18 protein-coding genes and 1 pseudogene are annotated in these 19,125 nt (G+C 62.6%); 6 read left to right on the top strand and 13 right to left on the bottom strand.

Going from position 1 to position 19,125, the window contains the following annotated elements; genetic code table 11:
- The 3 genes and pseudogenes from P0D71_RS33870 to P0D71_RS33860 form a co-directional block, all read right to left on the bottom strand.
- Positions 1-1,012: pseudogene (locus P0D71_RS33870) on the bottom strand (hypothetical protein); the annotation flags it as partial.
- Positions 1,013-1,255: 243 nt separating this feature from the next.
- Positions 1,256-1,918, bottom strand: a complete 663-nt coding sequence (gene pdeM / locus P0D71_RS33865; protein ID WP_408483687.1) for a ligase-associated DNA damage response endonuclease PdeM — start codon at positions 1,916-1,918, stop codon at positions 1,256-1,258.
- Positions 1,915-4,557, bottom strand: coding sequence for a ligase-associated DNA damage response DEXH box helicase (locus tag P0D71_RS33860; protein ID WP_408483686.1), 2,643 nt, complete (start codon positions 4,555-4,557; stop codon positions 1,915-1,917). Before P0D71_RS33860 ends, pdeM begins: the two co-directional genes overlap by 4 nt.
- A 252-nt stretch (positions 4,558-4,809) precedes the next feature.
- Here P0D71_RS33860 and P0D71_RS33855 point away from each other — a divergent pair, with 252 nt between their 5' ends.
- Together P0D71_RS33855 and P0D71_RS33850 are read left to right on the top strand one after the other, a co-directional pair.
- Entirely contained in the window at positions 4,810-5,211 is a 402-nt protein-coding gene (locus P0D71_RS33855; protein WP_091807104.1) for an FKBP-type peptidyl-prolyl cis-trans isomerase, read from the top strand.
- A gap of 112 nt (positions 5,212-5,323) precedes the next feature.
- Entirely contained in the window at positions 5,324-5,785 is a 462-nt protein-coding gene (locus P0D71_RS33850; protein WP_091807106.1) for a DUF488 domain-containing protein, read from the top strand.
- A gap of 48 nt (positions 5,786-5,833) precedes the next feature.
- Here the strand turns inward: P0D71_RS33850 and P0D71_RS33845 are convergent, their stop codons facing one another.
- Entirely contained in the window at positions 5,834-6,064 is a 231-nt protein-coding gene (locus P0D71_RS33845) for a hypothetical protein (protein ID WP_091807109.1), read from the bottom strand.
- Positions 6,065-6,405: 341 nt separating this feature from the next.
- Here P0D71_RS33845 and P0D71_RS33840 point away from each other — a divergent pair, with 341 nt between their 5' ends.
- Positions 6,406-7,479, top strand: coding sequence for a DUF6765 family protein (locus P0D71_RS33840; protein WP_091807111.1), 1,074 nt, complete (start codon positions 6,406-6,408; stop codon positions 7,477-7,479).
- A gap of 25 nt (positions 7,480-7,504) precedes the next feature.
- Here the strand turns inward: P0D71_RS33840 and P0D71_RS33835 are convergent, their stop codons facing one another.
- Both P0D71_RS33835 and P0D71_RS33830 read right to left on the bottom strand, forming a co-directional pair.
- The gene (locus P0D71_RS33835; protein ID WP_091807113.1) at positions 7,505-7,741 is read right to left on the bottom strand and encodes a hypothetical protein; all 237 of its coding nucleotides are present in this window, start codon (positions 7,739-7,741) and stop codon (positions 7,505-7,507) included.
- 54 nt (positions 7,742-7,795) lie between these two features.
- Positions 7,796-8,086, bottom strand: coding sequence for a hypothetical protein (locus P0D71_RS33830; protein WP_091807115.1), 291 nt, complete (start codon positions 8,084-8,086; stop codon positions 7,796-7,798).
- Between the two features lie 509 nt (positions 8,087-8,595).
- On the opposite strand from P0D71_RS33830, the gene P0D71_RS33825 reads away from it, so the two are divergent.
- The 3 genes from P0D71_RS33825 to cls all read left to right on the top strand — a co-directional run bounded on the left by P0D71_RS33825 (position 8,596) and on the right by cls (position 11,414).
- A complete protein-coding gene (locus P0D71_RS33825) occupies positions 8,596-9,483 on the top strand; it encodes an H-NS family nucleoid-associated regulatory protein (RefSeq protein WP_408483689.1) in 888 nt (295 codons plus the stop codon).
- 22 nt (positions 9,484-9,505) lie between these two features.
- Positions 9,506-10,003, top strand: coding sequence for a hypothetical protein (locus tag P0D71_RS33820; RefSeq protein WP_408483685.1), 498 nt, complete (start codon positions 9,506-9,508; stop codon positions 10,001-10,003).
- Positions 10,004-10,151: 148 nt separating this feature from the next.
- On the top strand, positions 10,152-11,414 hold the full coding sequence (cls, locus tag P0D71_RS33815; RefSeq protein WP_408185142.1) for a cardiolipin synthase: 1,263 nt from the start codon (positions 10,152-10,154) through the stop codon (positions 11,412-11,414).
- 12 nt (positions 11,415-11,426) lie between these two features.
- On the opposite strand, the gene P0D71_RS33810 is transcribed toward cls, so the two are convergent.
- From P0D71_RS33810 to P0D71_RS33780, 7 genes are all read right to left on the bottom strand, one after another.
- Positions 11,427-12,344, bottom strand: a complete 918-nt coding sequence (locus tag P0D71_RS33810; RefSeq protein WP_408483684.1) for a hypothetical protein — start codon at positions 12,342-12,344, stop codon at positions 11,427-11,429.
- A gap of 56 nt (positions 12,345-12,400) precedes the next feature.
- Positions 12,401-13,168: a MetQ/NlpA family lipoprotein gene (locus P0D71_RS33805; RefSeq protein WP_408483688.1), complete on the bottom strand. Its 768-nt coding sequence runs from the start codon at positions 13,166-13,168 to the stop codon at positions 12,401-12,403.
- A gap of 23 nt (positions 13,169-13,191) precedes the next feature.
- On the bottom strand, positions 13,192-14,274 hold the full coding sequence (locus P0D71_RS33800; protein WP_408185145.1) for a formylglycine-generating enzyme family protein: 1,083 nt from the start codon (positions 14,272-14,274) through the stop codon (positions 13,192-13,194).
- Positions 14,275-14,281: 7 nt separating this feature from the next.
- On the bottom strand, positions 14,282-16,228 hold the full coding sequence (locus tag P0D71_RS33795; protein WP_408483683.1) for an arylsulfatase: 1,947 nt from the start codon (positions 16,226-16,228) through the stop codon (positions 14,282-14,284).
- Positions 16,229-16,387: 159 nt separating this feature from the next.
- On the bottom strand, positions 16,388-16,930 hold the full coding sequence (locus P0D71_RS33790) for a hypothetical protein (protein ID WP_408483682.1): 543 nt from the start codon (positions 16,928-16,930) through the stop codon (positions 16,388-16,390).
- Positions 16,931-17,044: 114 nt separating this feature from the next.
- On the bottom strand, positions 17,045-17,692 hold the full coding sequence (locus P0D71_RS33785; protein WP_408483681.1) for a response regulator: 648 nt from the start codon (positions 17,690-17,692) through the stop codon (positions 17,045-17,047).
- Between the two features lie 2 nt (positions 17,693-17,694).
- Positions 17,695-19,104, bottom strand: a complete 1,410-nt coding sequence (locus P0D71_RS33780; protein ID WP_408483680.1) for a cache domain-containing protein — start codon at positions 19,102-19,104, stop codon at positions 17,695-17,697.
- Positions 19,105-19,125: the final 21 nt, after the last annotated feature.

Here is a 19,125-nt window from a genome sequence, read left to right as displayed (position 1 = left end):
CCATGGTGACGGTGGTCATGGCGATGGCGGCCATGGTGACGGTGGTCATGGCGATGGCGGTCATGGCGATGGCGGCCATGGTGACGGTGGTCATGGCAATGGCGGCCATGGTGATGGTGGCCATGGTGATGGTGGTCACGGCGATAGCGGCCATGGTGACGGTGGTCATGGCGATGGCGGCCATGGAGACGGTGGCCATGGAGACGGTGGCCATGGCGATGGCGGCCATGGAGTCGGCGGCCACGGCGATGGTGGCAAAGGCGGAAGCGGCCCCGGCGCGGGCGGTTCCGGCAACGGTGGCCATGGAGACGGCGGCCACGGCGATGGTGGCAAAGGCGGAAACGGCCCCGGCGCAGGCGGCTCCGGCAATGGTGGTCACGGAGACGGCGGCCACGGTGATGGTGGCAAAGGCGGAAGCGGTCCTGGCGCAGGCGGCTCCGGCAACGGTGGCCACGGAGATGGCGGCCATGGAGACGGCGGCCACGGCGGAAGCGGCCCTGGCGCAGGTGGCTCCGGCAACGGTGGTCACGGCGACGGCGGCCATGGCGGAAACGGCCCCGGCGCAGGCGGCTCCGGCAACGGCGGCCACGGAGACGGCGGCCACGGAGACGGGGGCAAAGGCGGAAACGGCCCTGGCGCAGGCGGCTCCGGCAACGGTGGTCACGGAGACGGCGGCCACGGCGACGGTGGCCACGGCGACGGTGGCAAAGGCGGAAGCGGCCCTGGCGCGGGCGGCCCCGGCAACGGTGGTCACGGAGACGGCGGCCACGGCGACGGTGGCAAAGGCGGAAGCGGCCCTGGCGCGGGCGGCCCCGGCAACGGTGGTCACGGAGACGGCGGCCACGGCGACGGTGGCCACGGCGGAAGCGGCCCTGGCGCAGGCGGCTCCGGCAACGGCGGTCACGGAGACGGCGGCCACGGCGACGGTGGCAAAGGCGGAAACGGCCCGGGCTCCGGCAACGGAGGCCAAGGCCACGGCGGCGGCTTCGGCGGCGGCTTCGGCTCGGGCCACGGCGGCGGCTTCGGCTCAGGCCATGGCGGTGGCTACGGCGGAGGAGGAGGAGGCCACGGCGGCGGCAACGGCGGCAGCAACGGCGGCAGCCACTAACGGCGCTGCATTCGCTCATCGGATGGGGGCCGAGAGTGCGGCCTCCATCCGACACCACGCGGAGCGAGCGAACGGACAACACCCGTCCGCTCGCTCCAACCCGCACCTTCCACGAGCCACCCGCTCAAGAAACCCGAACCCAAAACCTCATCGCACCACTTCGATCAGCCTCTCCTGCACCACCAGAAAAACCTTCTCCCCGGCCACGCGCCCATCTTCACGCGTTCCGCCCGTAAAGCTCCCGAACGCAGGCAACACACCACACTCCACCCCGAACCGGAAACACGGAACCCGCACTGAATCGCGGCGAGTCGCAATCCTGTACACCGGATGCACATGCCCTGCGAGCGCATACGCACCTTCGACTGTCTGCGGGTGATGACACAACGCCCACGGCCCGATTCGCCAAGGCTCCTGAACATACTCGACGCCGAGCGTCGCCGGCAGCGCACCGGCGTGCCGGTCGTGATTCCCCTCGACCAGCACCACCCTCAGCCCGGCATGCCGCGCGCGCCAGCCGTGCAATGCTTCGAGCGTTTCCCGGGCATGCGCCTCGCGCGCATGCAGCAGATCGCCGAGAAACACGAGCGTGGCCGGCTCGAACTCGGCAATCAGAATATCCAGGCGCATCAGATTGTCGGCGGTCGAACCGATCGGCACAGGAATACCGCGTGCGCGAAACACGGCGTCCTTGCCGAAATGCGCATCGGCGACGAAGAGACACCGCAGCGCCGGATCAAAAGCCGCGCGCAAGCTCGACAGCACGAGAGAATGCCCGGCGGTTTCCACCGCCATTGAAGCCGGCTTCATGTGCGGGCCGCCTTCTCGAGTTCGGCCAGCATCCGCTCCACGCGGTCCGCGAGCTTCTCCGTGCTGACCTTTTCCCGCAAGCGTCCGACAATCAACGGAAATGCAAACGGCGTTGGCTTTTTCGGCCGCGTGATGACCACGCGGCTCGCGTTCATGCGTTCGAGCGCGGTTCGAATGCGCCGGGCGTCGAGTTCCTGCAGGAGCACTTCGTCGTCGGCCTGGTTGAGCAGCAGATTGCCGCGATCGTGACTGCGAAAGATTTCATAGAAGAGCCCACTCGACGCCTGCAACTGCCGCGCGCTTTTCTGCTGCCCGGGGTGGCCCTGAAACACGAGTCCCGACACGCGCGCAATCTCGCGAAAGCGGCGCATGGAGAGTTCCGACGAATTGAGACTCGCAAGAATGTCGTGATCCAGATCATCAGGCGAGAGCAGACCGTTTTCGAGTTTCTCCGCCCAATCGAATGGTTGCGCGGACAACAGCTCGAAGCCGTAGTCGTTCATCGAAATGGAAAACGTACCCGGATTTTCACGAGCAATGCGCCATGCGAGCAATGCGCCCAATCCGATGTGCGCCGTTCGCCCCGCAAACGGATAGCAAAATAAATGATGTCCTTCGCGCGATTTCACCAACTCCACCACCAGTACACCCGGCTCGGGCAATGCCGACCACTTTTGCTGCAATTCGAGCAGCGGCCGCACGGCGCGCATTTCGGGTTCGTCGTAGATGCCGCCGGCGGCGCGCGCGAGCATCGTGAGCGTGGCGTCGGCGAGTTCGGAGGAAAGCGGCATGCGACTGCCCGCCCATTGCGGCATGGCTCCGCGCGATGACGTGGCGCGCCGCACCCACGCGGTCATATCCTGTACGCGAATCAATTCGAGTGCGCGTCCGCCAAAGGTGAAAATATCGCCGGGCTTAAGCCGTGAAATAAACGATTCCTCGATCGCGCCGATCCGGCCACCCGAGAGATAGGCGACATTCAAGGTGCCATTCGCGACGATCGTGCCGATGTTGTTGCGATGCCTTCGCACCAGATCCTCGCGCGGCACGCGGTACAGCCCATCGCGTTCGCGCACCACGCGATGGTAGTCGGGATAGGCGCGCAACGCCGTGCCACCGCCTTCCACGAAGCCGAGAGCCCAGTCGAACTCAGCTTGCGTCAATTGCCGGTAGGCGTAGGTGCTGCGAATTTCGCCGTACAGTTCGCGCGCGTCGAATCCACCGCCGATCGCCACGGTGACGAGGTGCTGCACGAGTACGTCGAACGGATTCTCAGGCGTCTCGCGACCTTCTATCTGACGCTTCTCGACCGCCTCGCGCGCGGCGGCGGCTTCGACCAGTTCGAGCGCATGCGTCGGCACGATCGTCACCCGCGAAGGACGGCCCGGCGCGTGACCCGACCGGCCCGCACGCTGCATCAAACGCGCGACACCCTTGGGCGAGCCAATCTGGAACACGCGCTCCACCGGCAGAAAATCGACGCCCAGATCGAGGCTCGATGTACACACAACCACTTTTAGCTGACCGCTCTTGAGGCCATGTTCGACCCATTCACGCACTTCCTGATCGAGCGAGCCGTGATGCAGCGCGATCAGGCCCGCCCACTCCGGCCGTGCTTCGAGCAGCGCCTGATACCACACCTCGCATTGCGAGCGTGTGTTGGTGAACACGAGCGAGGTTCGGGCTTCGCCGATCGCCTCGGCAACGGCGCCGACCTGGCGCATGCCCACGTGGCCGCCCCACGGAAAGCGCTCGATGGTCTCGGGAATGACGGTATCGACGATCAGCGCTTTAGGCAGCGCGCCATGCACACTGGCGCGGGGTGTTTTCACGGGCGCGAGCAAGACATCGGCGGCGAAGGGCAGATTGCCGAGCGTCGCCGACAAGCCCCATACCTGCAATTCAGGCCGCCAATGGGCGAGACGCGCAAGCGCAAGTTGCGTCTGCGTGCCGCGCTTGTTGCCGAGCAACTCATGCCATTCGTCGACGATTACCAGCCGCACGTGCGCCAGCACGTCGCGTGCATCGGGGCGCGTGAGGATGAGCGAAAGGCTTTCCGGCGTCGTGACCAGTGCGGACGGCATGCGCCGATTCTGTCGCGCGCGTTCGGCAGACGACGTATCGCCTGTGCGCAGCCCGACGCTCCACGGCACGGCCAGTTCCGCCGCCGAACTTTGCAAGGCGCGCGCGGTGTCCGCGGCGAGCGCGCGCATTGGCGTAATCCATAACACGGTGAGCGGTTCTGGCTGCGTGCGGGGCGCGCGGCTGCGAGTGCCTGGGGACGCGGCGAAGGCGGCCAGCGCGCCGAACCAGACAGCCCAGGTTTTACCTGCACCGGTGGTGGCGTGCAGCAAACCGCTCGCACCGCGGCCGATTTCCTGCCAGACCTCGCGTTGAAACTCGAATGGCTGCCAGCGGCGCGCCTCGAACCAGGCGGTGAGTTTGTCGGCGAAGGGACGGCGCGCGGCGGTTTCGTCGATGGCAAAAGGTAACGGCTCGAACACCGGCTCGCGCGCGTCGAGCCGCGCCTGCTGTTCGCGGCTGCGCGGAATCCGGCGCGGCCGGGGAGCGCGGCGCCGCTCAGGTGGAGCGGAAGGGGGCGGGATCGCGCTTTTGTCGGAATCAGCCGGCTCGGTCATCGGAAGCGCTCTTTAGCATTGAATCGCGTGTTGGCAAACGGCTCGAATGGGATTTAGTGTGTGGACCGCCGAACCGGGCTGGTGGTTCACAACAGAATCTTCTCAGTTACGCGCCGTTCCGCCCTTGTGCAAATGGCGAGGCTTTGGCTGATTGATGAAGACGCCTTTCGCCGATCATCCGCGCAGTGGTCGTGCTGGTGCGGCAGATGCGATCCGTTACAATGAGGCGCACTACCCATCTGGAGACTCGCTTTGAAATCTATCGTTGCATTGGTCGCAGCAGCTCTTCTGTCTTCAACGGCGATGGCCGCCGCGCCCACCACCGAAAAATTGCCTTCCGGCGTCGTGGTTGAACATCTGACCCAAGGCACCGGCGCCCAGCCTGCCGCCGAAGATGTCGTCAAGGTCAACTACCGCGGCACGCTGGCCAACGGTACCGAGTTCGATAGCTCGGCGAAACATGGCGGCCCAGCCACGTTCCCGCTGAACCGTGTAATTCCGTGCTGGACGCAGGGCGTGCAGAAAATGAAAGTGGGCGAAAAGGCCAAACTGACCTGCCCGGCAGCGACCGCATACGGCGATCGTGGCGTTGGGGTGATTCCGCCGAACAGCGACCTGACGTTCGAGGTCGAACTGGTCGGTATCGTCAAATAAGCACACGACGTGAACCGAGACTGAGCCCCGCTCCGGATACCGCAGCGGGGCTTTTTCTTGCTCGGGGCACTGCGTTTGCCCACTGCGTATGCCCACTGCCAGGTGCCCTGTGATGAAACGCGAAAACAATGCGGTGCCCGTGACCACGATCGGTTTCACCGGCAAAACCGCGCAGGAATTTTTCGATTTGCTGAAAAACGCAGAGGTGCGCACGGTGCTCGACATCCGCCTGAGCAATACGTCGCAATTGGCCGGCTTCGCAAAGAAACAGGACCTGCCTTTCTTTCTCGACAGACTGTGCGGCGCCGCTTACCGGGAAATGCCAGAGCTGGCTCCAGAGCCCGACTTGTTCAAGCGCTACAAGGCCAAAGAGCTGACGTGGGACGATTTCGCGGCCGCTTACGTGGAGTTGATTGCAAAGCGCCGGGTGGAAAACAATCTGGATGTCGATCTATTCCGCTCGGCTTGCCTGCTTTGCAGTGAACATTTACCCCACCACTGCCACCGGCGACTGGCGCTTGAGTACTTGAACTCGCGGTGGAATAGCTGCCTGAAAGTCACCCACTTGTCATAACCGGCGAGCAGACGGCCGCACCTGTGCGCGGCAGGGGACGCCTGGATTTCACTCGGACGGCGCGAAAAGCATCGAGATATATACGATCGTGGACACGACGGTAATACCGACTCCGATGAAAACTTTGGTGCGATTGAATTCCAATCCGCCGTTAATGGCCACGCAGATCCCAACCACGGATGCCAATGTGCCGATCGTGGCCAGTAAGACGTGAATCTTGCTGCGTATCAGCTTGCGGCGCTCCGGACTTGCGCCTTCTTTCCAATTCTCGAGTTTCACAGGACTTGTCCTTTGAGTTAACGTGTAGTGGCCCGAAGCTTTGGACCCGAGCGTGATACGGCCCGGCGTGCCTTTCGCATTACGAATGTTCCCAATGGCACAGAGCATAACCGAGCCGCCAGACCCTGCAAATAACAAATACGAGAAAATGCAGCGCCTGATTGTCACAAGTCTATTTAGTGGCACGGCGCTGTCCGGCCATGAGACAGGATTGCGCGAGTTTTTTTAAAGTTTCATTGAGCCCGGTCGTCTACTATCTACTCATGCGCCGCCGCAATGCCCACCTCGCGCGCAGTCAGGAAGATCCCGTTGTCATTCGCCGCGCGTCAGGAGCGCCAGCCATGAATATCGACTTCCACTACGGTGTGGTCTATATCGCCGCCCGCGTGGCCGGAATGCCGCCCGGCGACGCGCTCACCGTAGCGCATGCCTGCCAATACGTCGACGATGCGACCACAGCGGGCATACTGCGTTTCAAAGGCGGGGAGACATTCGAACGCTTTGCCACCGCGCACAAGTTATTCGACTATGCGACCACGGAGGACGACAAGAACCGCCTCGTGTGGACGCCCTTTCATTTTCTGCCCGCGGCTGAAGGCTCGACCCTCCACGAAAAGGCCGTGTGCCGGCCGGATAGCCCCGTGGCGCGCGAGGTGGTGCGGCGGGCGATTCTGCGGCGGGACACCGAGACCGGATTGCATCGGCTGGGCGTGACACTTCACACTTACGTCGATACATGGGCGCATCAAGGGTTCGCCGGTATCGAAAGTCCGTGGAATCGCGTTCACCTGCTGGAGGCGCAAGACTGCACGCGCAAAGGCTGGCTCGCCCAGCTCAGACTCGCCAGCGAGCATCTGCTCGAGCACCTGGAGGAGGATATTCTGACTGTCGCGCTACCGGTCGGTCATGGCGCCGCGTTGCACTATCCTGACCAGCCGTGGGCGAAATGGCATTACATCGACGGTAGAAACGAGTTTGTCCAGCGGCACAACTTGCCGGAGTTCGTGCAGGCGGCCGAGATGGCGTGCCGCGCGGTGCGTGCCTATCTGACAGGTCGGCAAGATTTCGAGAACGAGGCCGGGTTGCCGGACAATATCAGGGAAGTGCTCACGAATCTACTCGATACCAATCGCCACGAGGACGACGACGAGCGCTTGCGGCACATTTGCCGGGTCGTGAAGGCCGGCGGTATTCCGGGTTTGAAAGAGTCGATTCCGGAATATGTGGCCAAAGGACCGGGCTCCTGGAAGTACCTGGCCACCGGTTTAATGTTCGACGACGACACCGGAGACAAACCCGTATGGTCGGATGCCTTCGAGAAAAGTGATTACCGGTTATTTCACGACGCGGTCAAGCAGCACCGCTTCGTGACTACCCAGGAAGTTCTGCCGACGCACGGACTGCGGATCGCCTGAAAGAGAGCCGCGCGTCGGACCTGGGTTATTCCACTCTGGCTTGCTGACGTTGCGCGGCCTGTTCTTCCGCATGTTTTTTGGCCACGTGCCGACCGACCAGGCAGCCGCCGACCGCGCCGGCCACCGCATGGTGGCCGGCATAGTGTCCCGCCACCCCGCCTACGAGTGCTCCCTTCATGCAGCCGGCCGCGTTTGCCGTGCCGACCGCTGCCGAAGTGAGTGCCACCGCCACGAGGGCGAATTTGATGTAACCCGCTTTCATCTGAAAAGTACCGTCCTATTGAGTGGTTCCAAGCTGGCGCCTTTCGGCGTCATTTCAATACCCGTCCCAGTGGCGTTCACGCCACTCGTGTTCGCGCCAATGCTCGCGCCGCCATTCGTGTTCCCGCCATTCACGACGCTCGCGCCACTCGCGTGCGCGCCAGTCGCCATAACCGCCATAAACAACCGGAACCGGAGCCGGGTCTCGCGCGACATAGACGGGTTGCGCGGCAACCACGCCGACTGGAATGCCGACCCCGACGGCCACATCCACATGTGCCGAGGCCGCCGACGATGCCGCCAGCACTGCCAGACCCAATACCGCGCCCATGATCTTCTTGTTCATCTGCTTTCTCCTTGCGTATCGAAGTGCGATGCATCCGATTGCCTCAGGTCTTGCCCTTACGAATTACCGAGAGCTTTGTTGCTGAGTACGGTTTGGAGTGTAGAAGGCCGGTCCGGACACAGGTGAAACAGCGCTGCGAGATTGGTAACGCGGGATTACGGACGGCAGGTGAGCAAACGGGCTTGAATGACAAAAAAAGTACTGCCGCTCTTTGAATCTTCAAATGCTTGCCTATAGTAGAAGCGGCCAGTGGCGCGATGCACGGCGGGAAATCAACCAGACAGGACGCTTTTGCCGGCCCGGCCGAGATGCAATCGCAGTAGAAGAGAAGGGGGGAGTGGCATACGAAAAGACAGGAAAAGTGTGGCAATGGCGTAATGAACCGAAAAAGTTCGTACTCCACCGCATGCCTGATCGACTCAGGCTCGTGTATATATAGCCACGCCGATCTGCCTTTCTCACGTCATTCGTGGCATAGTTCGATCGATTACCACATAAGGAGCAATCAAATGCCCACGTTAGAGCAAATCCAGGCAAAGCTTAAAAAGCTTCAGGCACAAGCTGACGCCCTTATTGCCAGAAAAGCGCAAGTTGCGGTCGACCAGATTCGCGACCTGATGCTCAAGCATGGCCTGACTACTGAGGATATCGAAGCCCGTGCGAAGGCAAGACGTGCCGCCGGAGGTTTGAACGGTCATGCTGGTAGTGGCAAAGCGAAAGGCGCCAGCGCCGGTAAGGCAATCGCCAAGTATCGGGATCATAAAACCGGTGCGACATGGACGGGCCATGGCCGCGCACCGGGCTGGATTGCCAGCGTGAAAGACCGCACTCAGTTCCTGATCGAAGGCGCGAGCGAACTGAAGTCGGCGGCAAAGGCGGCTGTCACCCATGCGAAAGGCAGCAAAGGTCAGCCGAAAGGCGCGCAGCCGCCCAAGTACATCAATCCTAAAACAGGTGCTACCTGGAGCGGCCGTGGCCCGGCGCCGGCATGGCTCGCCACAGTCAAGGACCGTACGAAGTTCCTGATCGAGAGCGCCTCGGCGGCAGCGGCTGATGTTGGCCACCAGGCTGCAAAGAAAGCGGGCAAAGTGAAGTCGGCGGCGGCTGACGGCGTAGTGAGCAAGAAAGCCGCAGCCCGAAAGGTGGTGGCAAAGAAAGCGGCAACGGCCAAAAAGACGGTTGCGAAGAAAGCTACTTCGGCAGCCGGGAAAGTAGCGGCAAAGAAAGTAGCGGCCAAGAAAGGCGCGGCAAAGCCGGCCGCAAAGAAGAGCGCCGCCACCAAGGCCGCAAGGAAAGCACCGGTCCGCAAGGTCGCGGCTAAAAGCAAAGCCGTCGCGACGAGTGCGACGAGTGCCGCTGCGGCACCGCAAGCCTCACCCGCACCAGCCAGCGCATAAGCGCAACGGAGTTGTGAAGTAGATGACCAGTACGCTCGAATCACCCCAGCAGGAAGACCAGGTCGTCCTGCTGGACGGCGTTCCTCATCCGGCGGAAGATGCCGCCGAACCGTTCATTGTCGCCAGTGCCCGCCGGGTTATTCTCTCTTATCCGATTGCGGAATCCGACTTTGAGCGGTTCGGACCATTCGATGCCGACGACGATCCTTTCTGCACGGTGCTATTTCCTGACACGATATTTCACCGTCTCGGCCCGCCCGGCGACGTCGATCTCGAGATTCATCCGCTCGCCCCGCACGGTCTGATCGGTTACTCGGTTCACGAAGTCACCAATTCGTCGCTTGTCGCCGAACTTGTCGCCGAGCTTGCTGCGGTTGCATCGACGGGAGCCGCAAAGCGCCATTTCGTCATTACCTTCAATGAGTCCACGTTCGAATGCGTGGCGTCGGACTATACCGTGGTCGGCGTTTATGGCGCAGGCGAAATCGCCAGCCGGGAAGCGTTCTCACTCGTCAGGTAGTCAGGTCGAGTAGCAAGGCGCGGGCCTGCAACGGGCACGCGCAATGCGTCCTGCGTGTGGCGTAAAGGCCGGGCCGAGGTCCGGGTTTCCGTCAAACCGCAGGACGCGCATGCAACGCGTCCCGCCGATTAGCATCGAGGCCACACGCATGCTGGCAATTCCCATTACCGCGTTAGTCACGCTTCTGATCATATTGGTGATTGCCAATTTATCGAGTGGCGAGAAGAAGATCGAGCATAAGATCGAACGTCTCTATGCGAGCGACGATCCACAATTTCTGCGTTCAATGGGTTTATTGCTCGGGCCGCCAGTGCTCTCGGGCAATCGCTTCGAGATGCTGCTCAACGGTGATCACATCTTTCCTTCGATGCTGGAAGCCATCCGTTCCGCGCGTCGAACCATCACGTTTGAAACCTTCATTTACTGGTCCGGCGAGATCGGCGAGCAGATTGCGCAGGCGCTCGCGGATAAGGCACGCGACGGCGTCGCGGTGCATGTATTGCTCGACTGGGTTGGGTCATCGAAAATGGACAAGCGCTATCTGAATCTGCTTCGCGATGCCGGCGCGGAGGTGATTCAGTATCACAAGCCCCATTGGACCGGACTTGGCCGCATGAACGATCGCACGCACCGCAAACTGCTGATCATTGACGGGCGTATCGGTTTCACGGGTGGGGTGGGTATTGCGTCGGAATGGACCGGCCATGCGCAAGATGAGAAGCATTGGCGCGATACGCATTTTCGCGTCGCGGGTCCGGTGGTCGGCCACATGCAAGCCGTGTTCATGGACAACTGGGTCAAGGCAACCGGCAACGTGCTCCACGGCCCCGCATATTTTCCCGACATCGAGCCAATGGGCGACGGCCTCGCGCATATGTTCAGCAGTTCGCCCTCGGGCGGCAGCGACGATATGCAATTGATGTATCTGATGGCGATCACGGCGGCCACGCACTCCATTCATCTGGCGAGCGCCTATTTCGTGCCCGACAAGCTGACCATCAACGCGATTGTCGAGGCGGCGAAACGCGGCGTGAAAGTGCAGATCATCATGCCGGGAAACCGGATCGATACGCACACGGTGCGTGAAGCGTCGCGTGCATGCTGGGGCGATCTGCTCAAAGCGGGTGTGGAAATGTTCGAGTATCAGCCGACCATGTTTCACTGCAAATTGCTGGTCGTGGACGAATTCCTGGTGTCGGTCGGTTCGACCAATTTCGATAACCGTTCATTCAAGCTCAACGACGAAGCGAATCTGAACATCTATGACCGCGACTTCGCGAAGCAGCAAACAGCCGTTTTCGCCGACGACATCAAGAAGTCGCAGCAGGTCACGCTCGAAGCATGGATGCACCGCCCGCTCACTGAAAAGCTGATCGAGAAGTTCGTGCCGCTGCTGGATACGCAGCTCTGACGAATCTTCTGGTCAATGATCCGCGCCAGAGAGATAGGCTTCGGTGTTCGATAGGGAAGAGGGCGTGCCGATCTCCGGCTCGACAGCGGGAAGTGGTATGGGAAGCGGTGTGCGAAGCGGTGCGGCAAGAAGCGCTTTCGCGCGTTGATAGGCCTGAGCGAATCCACGCAATTCCTGCGTCACCGGGCGATCCTCCAGGCGGCGGCGCGAGAGCGCTTGCTCAATACTGCGGTCGATCAGCGCGAGCTGGCTGTCGATATAGTCGAGGCATAGCTGTCGGCAACGCGCGGAAATGCCTGCCACGGCCAGCAGCGCCGGCACAATGGAGATCGTCAGAAAGCCGCCCGGCGGAATTCGCGCCAACGCGGCAGGCGACTCGAACAGGTCTTTGCGCAGCGATTCGAATACGGCACGACCCCATATTTCATGTTCTCTTTCGAGATCACGGCGGCGGCGTGCCAGAGCGTCTCTCGCCTTTGCGTCTTTTATCTCGCCTTGGGCGACCATCAATGTCGCGTCCGCGCGCTCACCCTCCTGAATACAATCGGCGCCAATATACGATGCGCTCTGATTGCGCCCGGCGAGAACCAGATGTTGGAGCCTGTCCGGCACGAGCGGATCGAGCGGCACCACTTCGCACGTGAGCGGCTTGCCGTTCAGATGAATGGCGCAGCGTCCATCTTCCGCGAGCGCGGGGCAACGTGCCAGCGACGGGTAATCGTAGCCCTGCGTCATGATGCTGAACGTGTCGCCGGCGCGATGAAGCAGCGTGCCCGCAATCGACTCGAAGGCGGCGCTATCAGCCTCGTCGAGTACGGCTTCGTGCCGGCCGACACGTATGCGTTCGCCCATGTGCCTGCGCGGCACACGGCCAATCGCAATGCAACCGATGAACCGGTCGCGATGCCGGAACAATTCGGGCAACGACATGGCAGGCGGACTGTTGCAACATTTGCCGCACGCCGTGCACGCGAACGAGAAGGCGTTCACCACGGCCGGCGCACCGAATCCTGATAGCGCGTCAGAATGAAATGCGCGACGTCGTTCGAATGGTAAGCCGCCACCAGTTGCGCGACCCAAGGCTGCGTGCGATCGGCTTCGCGTACTGTCAACACGTTGGCGTAGGGCGAACGGGCATCTTCGAGACCGAGGCTGTCGCGCGCCGGGTAAAGGCCCGCGCGAGCCGCGTCATCGCTATCGATTACGGCAAAGGCTACGCTGTTCAATGTGCCGAACAGACGCGCGCGCGGCACCTGGCGGATCCGCAGATTCAGCCGGTTGCTCGTGATGTCGGCGAGTGTCGCGTGCAGACCGGCGTTGTCCCTGAACGTCAGCAGCGTGAAGTTCTGCAGCAGGATCAACGCGCGCGCGGTGCCTTCCCGGTCGTCGGGAATGGCGATCGTCGCACCTCGTTGCAATTGGCCGAGGTTCGTCAGTTTGCGCGAATACAGGGCGACGGGAAACGTCACGGTGGTGGCGACACTGGTCAGCGCATAGCCGTGCTGTTTGCGCTCTGCGTCGAAGCGCGGCTCGTCTTCGAAACTCGCCACATCGATCTGCTTCGCGGCGAGCGCGGCGTCGATGCGCTCGGGCTGGTCGAATACGACCACGTCGAGCGTGAGTCCGCGGCTGCCCGCGACACGGCGCACTTCGTCCATGATCTCAGCGTGCGCACCTCGGCTGACACCGACCTTGATGACTTGCGACGCGGCAGCCTGTACGTGCTGAACCAACGAAGCAGCCAACAGCAGCATGACCGTTGCAAATAGCCGCGGCCTCATGACGCGTCCCTCAACACCGTGCGAAAACCGATATGTGACGCCGGCAAGTCTGCTTCCTGCTGTTCGCGCGACGCTGCCCGGTAACGCACGCAATAGTCGCGCGAGCACAGGAACGAGCCGCCCTTGATGACCATCGGCGTATCGTGTTTGCGGCTGAGCGGCGCGACCGCCGCAGTATCGCCGTTGGTATGGGATTGGTGCGGGCCGCTATAAACGTCCTTGGTCCATTCCCATGCATTGCCGATCATGTCGTAGAGCTTGAAATCGTTGGCGGCATAGCAGCCGACAGGCGCAAGACCGACATGACCGTCCTCGTTTGTATTGAGTACGGGAAATACGCCTTGCCAGTAATTCGCGCTCGGTTTGCCGTGTTCGTCGCGAGGCGCCGTGTCGAGGTCCGCACCTTCGCGGCCCGCTTTGCCCGCGTATTCCCACTCGGCTTCGGTCGGCAGATCGCGGCCGAGCCAGCGAGCGTAGGCCAGCGCGTCGGCCTGCGTGACCATTGTCACCGGCTGGTTCATGCGGCCTGCGAGCGTGCTGCCCGGTCCTGTCGGATGATTCCACGCGGCGCCTTTCACCCACGTCCACCAGGCGAGATCGCGTGCGTTCATTTCGTCGCGAGTCGGGATGTGAAAGACCACGGCGCCGCCTTGACGCTCGGAGTCGCTGACATAGCCCGTGGCTTTGACGAAGGCCGCGAACTGCGCATTCGTCACGTCGGTCTGGTCGATCCAGAAACCGGCGACACGCGTCCTGCCGTCGCCGGCGGGACGCTCGTCTTCGTAACCGAGCTTGCTGCCGAATACGAAGTCGCCGCCATGCAGATGCACCATGCCGGCTTTCGGATCGTCGCGCCACCGTGACGGCAGGCCTGCGTAGCGCTTGCATTGCTGCTCGGAGCCGAGCGCGGCCAACGGGCGCGCCGCGTTGAGGTTGTCGAACGCGCTTTGTTTGCCGCCGCTAAAAACCGCCGAAGCGGCCGTCGCGGCGGTGAAAGCGGCGGCGAACGCAACCGTGGCGATCGCCGCGTAGGCGCCATAAAGCGCCGCGCGTCTTTTCTGCTTGAATCGAACGGTCATTGCGCGCTCAGTAGTAACCGCGCGGACGCAAGGGTTCGACGCCGCCGACGCTGCTCATATAGTTGTTCCACTGCTGCACGAGACCGTCGATGACCGAAGGATTCTGCGTCGACACGTCCTGCGTTTCGCCACGGTCGGCGCTCATATCGAACAGTTGCCAGTGGCCGTCCACGGGGCCGAGGGGCGGTTCGGTCCACAATGCTTTCCAGCGGCCGTCGGCGCTGCGCAGATAACCGCGGCCATACGCTTCGTCGCCGAACGAAGCGGTGTGCACCGCGCTCGTGGCCTGATCGTTCAGCAGCGGCAGCAGCGATTGCCCGGTCACCGGATACACGTAACGATTGTTGTAGACCACCTTGCCCTTGTTCTGGTCGACGCCGGTCAGCGTATTGATGAGCGGCGGCGCGGCCTGCGTGGGCGGCGAAACCTGTGCAACGGCGAGGAAGGTCGCGGTGTTGTCAGTCACGTGCGTGAAGTCGCGCAGTGTCGGCTTCTGGGCGGTCTGACCCGGCAGATGCACGATCAACGGCGTGGATACGCCGCCTTCGCCCGAATAACCCTTGGTCAGCCGGAACGGCGTGGCGCTCACTTCGGCCCAGCGCAAACCGTATTGCAGACGTTGCGCGTTCTGCTTGCCGTTGTCGGTGCCGAGTGCCGAATAGATCGGGTCGGCGGCGTTGGCGGTGTCGGTCGCGGTCGGGTCGGCGCCGGAGTCGATCGGCCAGCCTTCCGCGCCGTTATCCGACTGGAACATGATGAACGTGTTGTCGTACTCGCCGATATCCTTCAGATGCTGGATCAGCAGGCCGATGTTGTGGTCGAGGTTTTCGACCATGCCCGCGTAAATTTCCATATAACGGGCCTGAGCCTTCTTCTCGGCGGGCGAGAGGCTTGCCCACGTCTTATTCACCGTGCCCGGGCCGTAGTCGGTATAACCTTGCGCGGCGCTATGCACGGCGCTCACGTATTTCGCGTTGACCGTGCCGTTGTTCGCGGTGGCCGCGGTGACGACGAGCGTTTCCGATGCGCCGCCATACGGCACGAAGTCGTTCGGAATGATGCCGAGCGCTTTTTGTCGCGCAATGCGTGCATTGCGGATCGCGTCGTAACCGGCGTCGTATTTGCCGGCGTAATTGTGCAGATAAGGTTCGGGTACCTGCAGCGGCCAGTGCGGCGAGGTGTAGGCCGCGTAGGCGAAGAACGGTTTGCCGTCGCCCTTGTTCGAGTCGATGTACGAGATCAGGCGCTGCGTGTAGAAGTCGGTCGAATAGAACACCGCGGGGCTGCCGCCCGTGCCGCCCGGTTGTCCCGGTTGGCCAGGCTGCACGTATTTGCCGTCTTCGGTGTAGTTCTGCGAGTTCGCCGGTTCATGCGCGAAGTGATTGGTCGCGGCGCCGCCGAGCAGCGCGTAGCTGTGTTCGAAGCCCCATTGGTCGGGCGTCTGTCCGCCGCCCGTGGTGCTGCCGACAATGCCCGAACCGATATGCCATTTGCCGGCCATGTACGTGTGATACCCGCCGTCCTTCAGCAATTGCGCAACGGAGAGCGCGCGGTCGTTCAGATAGCCCTCGTAACCCGGCAGCCCTTTGCGCTCATCGGTCGGCACACCCATGGTGCCTTCGCCGACCAGATGGTGATCGGTGCCCGAGATCAGCATGGAACGCGTGATCGCGCAGACGGCGCCCGTATGGTGATTCGTCAGGATGCGGCCCGATTGCACCAACGCGTCGAGGTTGGGCGTGTTGATTTCACCGCCGAACGCGTGGATGTCGGAATAGCCGAGGTCGTCGGCCATGATGTACAGAATGTTCGGTCGTTTCTGCGCGACAACGGGTGCGGGCGTCGGGCCGGGCAGATTGTCGTCGCCGCAGGATGCGAGGACGACGAGGCTGGCCACGGCGGCGCCGATCATGCCGAGACGAAGAGAGGGGCGCTGCGATCGTTGTGTTGTCATTGTTGTGCTGACCGGGTATGTCGGGTCGCCGATGGTAGCAATGACGTCGAAACGGGCAAAGTTTGATTTCTGCGTTGCTATGTTCGATTGTCGATATAGGCGTTGCAGCGTGATACCGGGTATCACGCGCGCTTGGCTATCGGCTGCCGCAGTGTGTGGTTAGTTGCCGGGGTCCAGCACGGGTCGGTTTGGATCTGCAAGCGTTTTGTAGGGGGGCCGTGCAGCGTGCGGATCGTTCGCCGTGTCGTCGATCACGCGCTCGACGTCCGCGGTTTTCGCGAGTTCGGAGAGGAAGGCCTGTTTGTCGAAACCCGGCGCGACGCATCCTTGCACGTAGATGAAGCGGCGTTGCAGCGTCAGCCACAGCGTCGATCGTTCGCGCCAGTGCGTGGCGAAATTGATGTTAGCGAGGCGCCGTTGCACGGCGTCGGCGATCTCCGCGTCGTACAGATATGCATTCGACAAACGGCAGCGGCCTTCCACCCAGCAGCTGTTGCCGCGCTCGATCCGGTAATGGCTGTCGTCGAGCCATTCCTGCGCGGTTTCGAGCGGGCCCAATGGCACCGGACAGTCGCCGATCGCTTTGGAGATCTGAAAGAACGGGTCGTGACCGCGATTGAGGCGGGCCGGTTCGGCGTGCGCGTGACTGGTGGCGAAACAGATCAGCAGGCTCGCCAGCCGCAATGGGATCGAGCGTTTCATCCTCATCAGCTCCAGGTGTCGGGCGTTGAGTGGATCAGACGGAACGACGGCCGTGCTTCGAGTGCAGGCGGTGCTGATTATGCGGCGATTCGCCGGCCTGCGTCAGTCAGGACTTTACCGGCTCGTACGCCGGTTCTCGACCGCGAACTTGATCAACTCCGCCTGGCCTTCAATATCGAGTTTGCGTTTCAGGTTCAGCCGATGCGTTTCCACCGTACGCACGGAGAGATCGGTGCGTTGAGCGATCTGCTTACTCGACAAACCTTCCGCAAGCGCATCGAGAATATCGCGCTCGCGCGGCGTGAGCCGTTCGACGGGCGCCTGCATTGCCGAAGCCTGAATCAGGCGCGCGCCCAGTCCCGCACTAAAGAACTGCTTACCTTCGAGCACCGCGCCGATTGCCTGAATGATTTCGGTGGCGGGCGAGTCCTTGAGTACATAGCCACTTGCGCCCGCGCGCACCGCCTGGGTCACGTATTCGAGATTGTCGTGCATCGACAGCATGAGAACGCGAATCGCCGGGAAGCGCTCGTGAAACATGCCGGCCAGCGCGATGCCGTTCATCCCGTTCATGCCGACATCCATCAGCACGAGATGCGGCTCCGCGCTCGCGGCGAGCGCGAGCGCTTCCTGCGCATTGCCGGCTTCGCCGACGACTTCGAGATTGCGCACCGCTTCGAGCCGCGCGCGCAGACCGTCGCGCACGAGCGGATGGTCGTCGACGAGAATCAGACGGGCGATAGCGGGTGAGGTGTCGTTCATGGTCAGGTTTCCTGCAAGGCCGGCAATGTCGGCTCGGTCGAGCCCAGCGGCACGCGCGCGGTGACGAGGGTGTGGCCGGCTTGTGAGCTGAGCGACAACGTGCCGCCGAGTGCTTCGAGCCGTTCGCGCATATTGCGCAAGCCCACGCCCGAGCGCCGGCCGACGAAGGCGTGCGCCACGTCGAAGCCGCGTCCGTTGTCGGCAATGGTGAGCGTAACGGCGTCGTTCGACACTTCCAAAGCTAACGCCGCGCTCGACGCCTGCGCATGCCGCACGATATTCGTCAGCGCTTCCTGCGCGATCCGGAACAGGACGGTATTGACCGTGTCCGGCAAAACCGCGGCATGGGTATGCGCGATCTGCGTGAAGCCGATCTCGATACCGGATTGCTCGCTGAGTTCGCGCGTGAGTTGTTCGAGCGCGGCGGCCGCGCCGAGGTCGTCCAGCATCGACGGACGCAGCGCGTGGGAAATGCGCCGCACTTCGCGCAGCGTGTCGCCGAGGCGCGTGAGGCTGGTAGTGAGCGCGGCCTCGGCCGCCGGCACGCGCACTTCGCTGCGCTCGAAGCGCGCCAGCGCGGATTCGAGCAGCAGCTTGACGGAAACCATCATCTGGCTGATGCCGTCGTGCAGCTCACGCGAGAGCCGCGCCCGTTCGTTTTCCTGCGACTCCACCACCTGCTGCGCCAGCCGCTTCAGCTTGGCGTCCGCGCTGCGATATTCGGTGACGTTGAGCACGAGCGCGCACAGCGCGATCACGGCGAGTCCCGCCACGGCGATCGTGTCGATCCATTTCATCGTACGATCGATGTTGGCGGCCGCGCCTTCGTCGATATGCGCGAGCGTGCTATCCACGTCGTCGAGATAGATACCGGTGCCGATCATCCAGCCCCAGCGCTCCAGCGGCACCACGTAGCCGAGTTTCGACGCCACCTTGCCTGTCGACGGACGATGCCACAGGTAGCGCACATAGCCGCCGCCGCGCGAGGCCGCGGCGAGCAGTTGCTGGATCGTCAGCGTACCTTGCGGGTCGCGCAGCGCCCACAGGTCGCGCCCCACGAGGTCCGGCTCGCGCGGATGCATCAGCGAGCGGCCATGCATGTCATACACGAAGAAGTAGCCGTCCTTGCCGAAGTCCATTTTCTCCAGGATCTCCAGCGCGCGCGTGCGCAGCATCGCGTCGTCGCGCGCATTGTCCTGGCCGGCGTTGTAGAGCGGCGCGATCGCGGTGGTGGCGAGCTCGACGTAATGCTTGAGCTCGACTTCCTTGCTCGCCATGTACGCAGCCTGCGTGGTCGCGTGCTGCGTCTCGGCAAGCGCTGTGGCTTCCTGACGCACACCGAGTTCGATGCTGGCGATGGCGGCCAGAAAGGGCACGATCGCCAGCAGGACAATCTTTGCTTTGAGTTTCATCGTTGAAAACACAGCCGACGG

Origin of the sequence: Paraburkholderia sp. RL17-383-BIF-A (assembly GCF_046028015.1) — a bacterium.
Classification (GTDB): domain Bacteria; phylum Pseudomonadota; class Gammaproteobacteria; order Burkholderiales; family Burkholderiaceae; genus Paraburkholderia.
Note: the sequence above shows the minus strand (reverse complement) of the source record. Positions and strands in the feature narration are given on the sequence as shown.